The organism is Flavobacterium hercynium, assembly GCF_002217285.1.
GTDB classification, from domain to species: domain Bacteria; phylum Bacteroidota; class Bacteroidia; order Flavobacteriales; family Flavobacteriaceae; genus Flavobacterium; species Flavobacterium hercynium.
Genome location: NZ_MUGW01000025.1, coordinates 197759 through 205904, shown reverse-complemented (window position 1 = coordinate 205904; position 8146 = coordinate 197759). Strand labels below are relative to the sequence as shown.

At 33.3% G+C, this 8146-nt stretch carries 5 protein-coding genes; 3 read left to right on the top strand and 2 right to left on the bottom strand.

Annotation, left to right across the window (positions count from 1 at the left end):
• Positions 1-431: 431 nt before the first annotated feature.
• Positions 432-1430, bottom strand: a complete 999-nt coding sequence (locus tag B0A66_RS13060) for a helix-turn-helix domain-containing protein (protein WP_089050284.1) — start codon at positions 1428-1430, stop codon at positions 432-434.
• Between the two features lie 107 nt (positions 1431-1537).
• Between B0A66_RS13060 and B0A66_RS13055 the strand changes: the two genes are divergently transcribed.
• The 3 genes from B0A66_RS13055 (at position 1538) to B0A66_RS13045 (ending at position 6690) form a co-directional block, all read left to right on the top strand.
• Positions 1538-3928 carry a TonB-dependent receptor gene (locus B0A66_RS13055; RefSeq protein WP_089050283.1) on the top strand — a complete coding sequence of 797 codons (2391 nt, stop codon included), beginning with the start codon at positions 1538-1540 and terminating at the stop codon, positions 3926-3928.
• 26 nt (positions 3929-3954) lie between these two features.
• Positions 3955-5187, top strand: coding sequence for a DUF4374 domain-containing protein (locus B0A66_RS13050; protein WP_089050282.1), 1233 nt, complete (start codon positions 3955-3957; stop codon positions 5185-5187).
• A gap of 138 nt (positions 5188-5325) precedes the next feature.
• Positions 5326-6690 carry a PepSY-associated TM helix domain-containing protein gene (locus B0A66_RS13045; RefSeq protein WP_244283474.1) on the top strand — a complete coding sequence of 455 codons (1365 nt, stop codon included), beginning with the start codon at positions 5326-5328 and terminating at the stop codon, positions 6688-6690.
• A 96-nt stretch (positions 6691-6786) separates the two neighbouring features.
• Here B0A66_RS13045 and B0A66_RS13040 read toward each other — a convergent pair whose 3' ends face one another.
• A complete protein-coding gene (locus B0A66_RS13040; protein ID WP_244283472.1) occupies positions 6787-7731 on the bottom strand; it encodes an alpha/beta hydrolase in 945 nt (314 codons plus the stop codon).
• Positions 7732-8146: the final 415 nt, after the last annotated feature.

The window sequence follows — 8146 nt, the reverse complement described above, 5'->3', positions numbered from 1 at the left end:
TAAAAGATTAAAAGATTATTCAGTTAGTCTCAGAATCGTAATATCTAACATTCTAATAATCTAACTATCTAAAAATTAAGCAGTCTAACAATCTAAAGATCTAAGCAAGTCTAAGCAAGTCTAAAAAAAATAAGGGAAATGAGGAAAACCGTAAGCTTTTGTATAAACTACGATGTAGCTTTGCGCCGCAGAAGTCACGTTTTAGTACTGTTTTCGTTTTTTTAGATATTTTTAGACTTCTGCTATCAAATGTTTTTTTGGAAAAAAGCAATTTAGTTAATAAATAAAATTTGACATATTCATCTGAATATAAGTAGCTTGTAGAAATGCGATACGTCTATATTTTATTTGGATTGTAGATTTGGTTATTCAGTTAACCAAATCTACCGATCTTTTTTCAGTTTTAAGTTTGAAACTTACTTCAATTAAATCTAAACAGATTCCCAATTCATTTTGAATTTTTGAGGCGAAAAACCATAGAAACTTTTAAAAGCTGCCGAAAAATGAGAGACATCTTTGTAGCCACATTTGTAGGCAACTTCACTTACTGTTGCAGCTTTATTTTTGAATAATTCTTTAGCGTGTTCCATTCGAAGTTTAATGACATAACTTTTCACAGTCGTGTTAAAACAAGCTTTAAACCCTTTTTTGAGTTTAAATTCGTTAAGCGAAATCATTCTGGACAGTTCTGGTAACGAAGGCGATTTTGCATAATTTACATCGAGAATTACTTTAGCTTCCTGTAATTTTTTTAAATCTTCTTCATCAATTTGTTCTATTGGCGTGGGCTTGTGCGTAAGAGCTTCAAGCTGTAGAATTAAAAGCTCTTTTATCTTAGTTTCGATGTACATTCTTTTGAGATCTTCCTGTAAAGTACAGTTTTTAATTTCATGAATAATCCATTGTACACCAGAAGAGAAGGGGATGTAATGCGTACTAAAATAAGTCGATTTTTTTGCCAGAATGTTTTTAGAAAATTTTTGATGCAGTTTCCAATTTTTGTTAATCAATTGAAGATAGAAATCAAGCGATAAAATAAAGGATAAATAATTGACAGGCTCAAATGCCGGAATTTGAAAAGTACCATTAAAATTATTGGCATAGAGAATGTTATGCGTGTTTTCTGTTGAAAATTTTTCACTTTCAAATTGCTCAATATGCGTTTCTACATTGTTGCAAAGAATAAAATTCATTACAATAGATTCCTTTTCGATTTCAAATTCTAATACTTGCGGGGTATCAAAATGCATTTGAGCATCAACAATAATCATTCCGCTGGTATGTAATTGATTACTTACAATTTCTTCATGAGATTCATTTTTTATATAAATTTTCTTTTCTGTTAATATACTTTTTGGATCGTATTGATCTTCAACCTCTAATGTTATAATGGGGTTTTTATGAGCTGAAATTTTCGATTTGATTTTCAAAATTTAATCCGTTTTTACAAAATAATAATCCGTTTTTACCTAACTTTTTTGGAGAAGTTGATGGTACTTTTGCGGCAAAGTTATTTATAATTAGTCTAATTAAAGATATGACAACTCACAAATTTTTATTTTCAAGTATATTTTTTCTATTTACGTTCTTATCATTTTCCCAGCAAAATCAAGGCTTAACGGTTAGTGGACAAGTGGTGGAAAATTCTGGTCAATCCATTCCATTTGCAACGCTTATCATCGAAAAAACAGATTTTAGTTTAATTTCTGATGAAAATGGAAACTTCACTTTCAAAAATATTCCCGCAGGAAAATACAATATCGTAATTACCGCAGTTGGATTTTCAACTCAAAAAAAACAGGTTGTTGTAGCAGAAAAAGATGTTACAGTTTCAGTTAAATTATCAAACGAATTAAACGAATTGGAAAGTGTTACAGTACTGGGACGTTCTCAGGTTGAAAAAGTAAACAAACAAGCGTATAACGTAACGGCGATTGACGCTAAAAAACTTCACAATTCAACTTTAGATTTAGCACATGCTTTAGACAGAGTTTCAGGGGTTCGTGTTCGTGAATCAGGAGGAGTAGGTTCACGTTCAGAACTTTCTATTAATGGTTTTACAGGAAATCAGGTTAAAATTTTTATTGATGGAGTTCCGATGGAAAACTTTGGTTCTTCGTTTCAAATGAATAATATTCCGATAAACCTTGCCGAAAGAGTAGAGGTTTATAAAGGAGTTGTACCAATCTGGTTAGGTGGAGATGCTTTAGGAGGTGCTGTGAATATTGTAACAAGCAGCAAACCACGTACGTATCTTGATGCTTCCTATTCTTTTGGATCATTCAATACACATCGCTCTACATTAAACGCAGGATATACAGCAAAAAGTGGTTTCACTACAGAAATCAATGCTTTCCAGAATTATTCGGATAATAATTATTGGGTAAATGTAGACATAGCCGACTTAAATACAGGTGCTTACTTTCCTAATCAACGTGTTAGAAAATTTCACGATCAGTATAAAAATGAAACGGTGATTTTTAACATTGGGGTTACAGGTAAAAAATATGCTGATAAATTATTGTTTGGGGTAACAGTGGGCGAAAACAAAGCTGATATTCAAACAGGAGCCAGAATGAAAAGTGTTTTTGGTAAAATGCAACAAAGAGGAAATACTTTGATGCCAACGGTAAAATATCAGGTTAGAGATTTATTCACAAAAGGTCTGAATGTTAACTTAACGGCGAATTACAACTTTGGTCAGGAGCAAAATATCGATACTGTTTTTAGAAGATACAATTGGTTTGGGGATTATAAAGAATATCCAGGTGATGGTTCAGAGCGTAGCCGTACGTTGCGAAAATTTAAAAACAACAACGGAATCTCGACTACCAACATTATGTATACTTTAAACGACAGACACTCTTTTACAGTAAACAATACATTTAGTTCTTCTGATCGTAAAGAAAGTGATGAGTTAGTACCGGAATCATTAGTATACCAGCAACCTAAAAAAATCCAGAAAAATATTTTAGGAGTAGGTTACAAATTTGACTACAATGAAAAGTGGAGTACATCAGTATTTGGAAAAAGTTACTTTCTAAAAAACATCTATTCCAGAAGTTATAATCCAAGTGGAAATGTGGGTGATGTTGCCTATCAACAATACGAAGATAAAACATCATCATACGGATTTGGTGGAGGTTCAAGCTATTACCTAAGACCAAATCTTCAACTAAAAGGAACTTTTGAAAAAAGTTATCGTTTGCCTTCTATCAATGAAGTTTTTGGAAATGTAAATGAAAACTTAGAAGGAAATCTTGATTTAAGACCTGAAACCAGCAACAATTTTAATCTTGGTTTTTCATATCAGACAAGTTTTAATAAAGTAAACGCTTTGACTTTTGATATGAACGTTTTGTATCGTGATGCGACTGATTTTATTCGCCCAACGCTAAACAACAATCAGACAATGACAACCAATGTCAATCAGGGAAGAGTAACCAATCACGGAATCGACGGTGAGATTCGCTATTCGTACCGCAATAAATTTACAGCCGGTATTAATGCCACATATCAGAATATCCGAAATATGACGGAATATGAACCGAATCAGGATTATGTATCTCCCGTTTACAAAGATCGTATTCCCAACATGCCTTATATGTTTGGTAATGCAGATGCAAGTTACATTTTTAATGATTTTGGACGCAAAGGAAATAACCTTGCTCTTGGTTACAATCTTTTATATGTACACGCTTACTATTTGTATTGGCCAAGTATGGGAGGATCAGACAAGCTGGATATTCCGGAGCAGTTTAACCATGATTTAAATGCGGTTTACACTTTTGCAAATGGTAAATACAATATCGCTTTAGAATGTAAAAATGTATTGGATAATAAGCTTTATGATAATTTTTCACTGCAAAAACCAAGTAGAGCATTCAACATAAAATTTAGATACTTTTTCTCTAAATCCACTAAATAATTTTAATAATTCAAACTATAATAAACATGAAAAGAAATAGCAAATTAGCTTCATTATTGGCTTTAATAGCTTTTACAACATTCTCTTGCAGCAGCGATTCTGATAATCCAGGAGAGGAAACAGGAGGAGGAGTTACATCAAAAACAAAATATATCATTACGGCTACAACAGGAGCTACAGGAGTTGCAGATTATTTACTAACTGCTGATGATGTTTCTACAGGATCGATTACCACAATTGGAAACGGTGTAGAACAAGATGGAACGTACCGTTACTACATTACGGCTGAAAACAACTTTTTCAGTTTACTTTACGGACAAGGAAATCCGGGAGCTGTAACAACTTATAATTTAGATGCTACAGGTAAATTGGTTAAAAAATCTGACTTCCAGGCAGAAACGGTACACGTTTTTGCACATATCAACAAAGATATCTTAACGATTAAAGTACCAAGAAGTGGTGCTGCCTCTATTGCTTCAATGTACAAAATTGACGCTGAACAATCAATCATTACAGGAGAAGCACAACAAGATACAAAGATTCTTGCCGGAAACGGAGAAAGAGCTTTCTTTACATGGGCTACACAAGTTGGTGAAAAAGTATTCATGCCTTATATGAGTATTAAAGGTGACGGAGTAGATAACTTTGGAACTGTAAATCCAGACAGTACTTGGGTTGCGGTATATAATTATCCAGAACTTAAATTAGAAAAAGTAATCAAAGATAACCGTACAAGTTACTTAGGTGCTTACTTTACAAACGGATTGTTTCAGGATGAAAAAGGAGATGCTTACGGTTTCTCTGGTGCAATTGCTACAAGTAATGCTGTTTTAGCTTCTAAAAAACCATCTGCTATTGTTAAAATTAAAAAAGGAACTACTGAGTTTGATCAGTCATACTTCTTTAATGTTGAAGAAAAATCAGGAGGATATAAAATCTCTTCTACAAGTTATATCTCAAACGGTAAATTTTTATTGTTAATGTACGGAAACGTTGGAGCAAACAGTGGAGCAGTTAAAATGGCTGTAGCCGATGTTTACAATCAAACTTTTACATGGGTAACAAATGTTCCCGCAACATTAACTTCTGCTACAACGCGTTATAATATTACTACAGAAGATGGTAATTCAGCTATAGTAGGTATCAACACACCGGAAGGAAACTGGATTTATACGATCAATGGTACAACAGCAGTTGCTACAAGAGGTATGAAAGTTGAAGGTGGTCAGATTACTGCAATCGCTAAATTAAAATACTAAATTGTTTTTTGGAACCGTAAGTCCTTCGGGGCTTGCGGTTTTTTTATTTATCTTTTTACACTCCTTTTATATATGTTTTCTTTTTCATCTAAAAATCCAAATAAGAAAAAAAGCAAGAAATCGCTTTTTAAGCGCGTTATGGCCTGGTTGCATCTATGGCTCGGATTGGCTTCCGGAATTATTGTGGTAATCGTAAGTCTTACAGGCTGTATTTATGTTTTTCAGGCTGAAATTAATGATTTTATAGAAGACTGGCGTTTTGTCGAACCGCAGGAAAAAGCCTTTTTGCTTCCTTCTCAAATGGTTGCCATTGCAGATAAAAAGATGAATGGTAAACACGCCACAAGCGTAACGCTTGGAGGTAAAGACGAAGCCGCCATTGTAGGATACTTTATCCAGAAAAAAGAAGGAGAAGGTAGAGAAAAAGTAAAAGACAGAGACAAGGGAAAAGACAACGATAATGGAAGTAAAAGAGTTTCGGCTACTGAAAAAAGTACAGAGAAAGGAAAAGAACCTGGAAAACAATTAGGTAAAGAAAAAGGCAAAGAAGATAAAGGTAAAAAGAGAAGAAGCGGAATCTTTACGAGCGTTTACATGAATCCTTATACGGGAGAAGTATTACATGTAAAGTCAGTTTCCAGGACAGATTCTCCGGACTTTTTTAGGTTTATCCTAAACGGACATCGTGCTTTATGGCTTCCTTATGATATTGGTCGTCCAATCGTGGGAGTTGCCGTTTTAATTTTTGTGTTTTTATTGCTTTCTGGATTAGTGTTATGGTGGCCAACCAAATGGATTAAATCAATTCGCGATAAGAGTTTTAAAATCAAATGGTCTGCTACTTTCAAGCGTGTTAATTATGATATGCACAATGTACTTGGATTTTATAGTATGATTTTCCTTTTGATAATTTCTTTAACGGGTTTAGTGTGGAGTTTTGGCTGGTTTAGCAAATCGTTATACTGGGTTACTTCAGGTGGAACACCATTATCAGATAATAGAGAAGCTCCAAAATCGGATACTACAAACATTAAAACCTTTAATGTAACTACAGTAGATAAAGTTTTACTGAATCTTTCGAAAGAAAACCCGCAGGCAGCAGGAATAATGGTAAGTATACCGGAAAAACCTTCTGGCGCAATTGGAGCTTTTGTATACAAGAAAAAGAACACGTATTACAATATGGATCGCTACAGTTTCGATCAGCAAACGCTGAAAGAAATCTCGATCAAAACACCATTTTCAGGAAAATATGCTGATGCCAATGTACCGGATAAAATACGCAGAATGAATTACGATATTCACGTAGGAAGCGTACTTGGACTTACAGGAAAATTTATAGCATTTTTTGCCAGCTTGATTTCGGCTAGTTTGCCTATTACCGGATTTTTGATTTGGTGGGGGAAACAGAAATTTGGCAAAAAATCAACAGCTAAACCTCAGGCAACGGGAAAAACAGTACCTAAGCCAAAACAAATAACAGAGAAGGAATTAGCGGTTTAAGAATTAAGATTTTTTTCGATCTTGTTTTTTTTTTTTTTTTTTGATTAGAAAAAGGCAAAACTTTATGAGTTTTGCCTTTTTTATTTAGAGTCTCTTTTAGTTTTTATAACCGTGATTTTTAAGCCATTCTTCGCAGTCTCTTGTCCAGAATTTACTCGTGTCTTTTACACCCAGACCAAAACCGTGACCGCCTTTTTCGTAGACATGTAATTCTGCTGCAACATTATTTTTTTTAAGCGCTAAATAGTATTCAATACTATTTTCAACCACCACAGCGCCATCATCTGTAGCATGTACTAAAAATGTCGGAGGTGTTTGTGCAGTAACTTTTTTCTCGTTGGAAAATTCATTAAGTAAAGTTTCAGAAGGATTGTTTCCTAATAAATTGGTTTGAGATCCTTTGTGTGTTATACTATTCTGCATCGAAATTACCGGATATAGTAAAAGTGAAAAATCAGGGCGTGCACTTACTTTATAGGTGCTTTCATAAACCTTATCGTCATAATGAGTAGATAAAGTCGCTGCCAGATGTCCTCCTGCAGAGAAACCCATAACTCCAATTTTGTTAGGATCGATACTGTATTTTGCAGCATTCTCACGTACATAACGAATAGATTCCTGTGCATCCTGCAAAGGGCCAATGTTTTTGTTTTTCATAATCAAATCACTTGGTAATCTGTATTTTAAAACAAAAGCTGCAATTCCTAAACTATTAAGCCATTGTGCTACTTTAGTACCTTCTTTATCAAAAGCAAGATGCATGTAACCACCTCCCGGACAAATAACTACAGCAGCTTGATTGGGTTTTGGTTTAGCAGGTAAAAAGATGCTTAAAGTTGGTACGCTGACTTTACTCGTGCTTTGTAGTTTTCCATCTTTAATGTCTTCATTCTCTTTGTAATCAGTAGCTTTTATTTCATCCGGAATTTTACTCCATAAAGGTATCGTTTGATTTTGTGCGTTAGATTGTGTAATAACTCCCATAAATAAAATCAGAATTAGTAATGCTTTTTCGGTAGTTAGTTTGTTGAAGTTTTTCAATGGTATAGATATTAATTAGTAATTTTTTGTAGGCTGAAATTCAAAAATAGATTTTTTTAATGAGTAAATGTAATTTTAAATGTAATAAAAATGCTCTTTTCATTTCAGTTACATTTTTAGTGATGAAAACGTTTTCGAATGCCTGATTTTAGTACATTTTAACATCAAAAAACATACCTTTTTCGATATTACTCATTTAACAAATATATTGTTTAATATGTAATTTTGGTTTGTATTTTTTATATGATATGTTTATTTAAGTAGTTAAAATAATTTTTTATATAATTTATTTGGAATATAAAGATTTAAAACTATATTTGTGCAATCGATTACATTATTTGATTTTTGTTGCATTTCAAATCTTTTGATGATTGAATACTACAGGAAGAAAATGAATGGGGTTGAATTTCCAAAA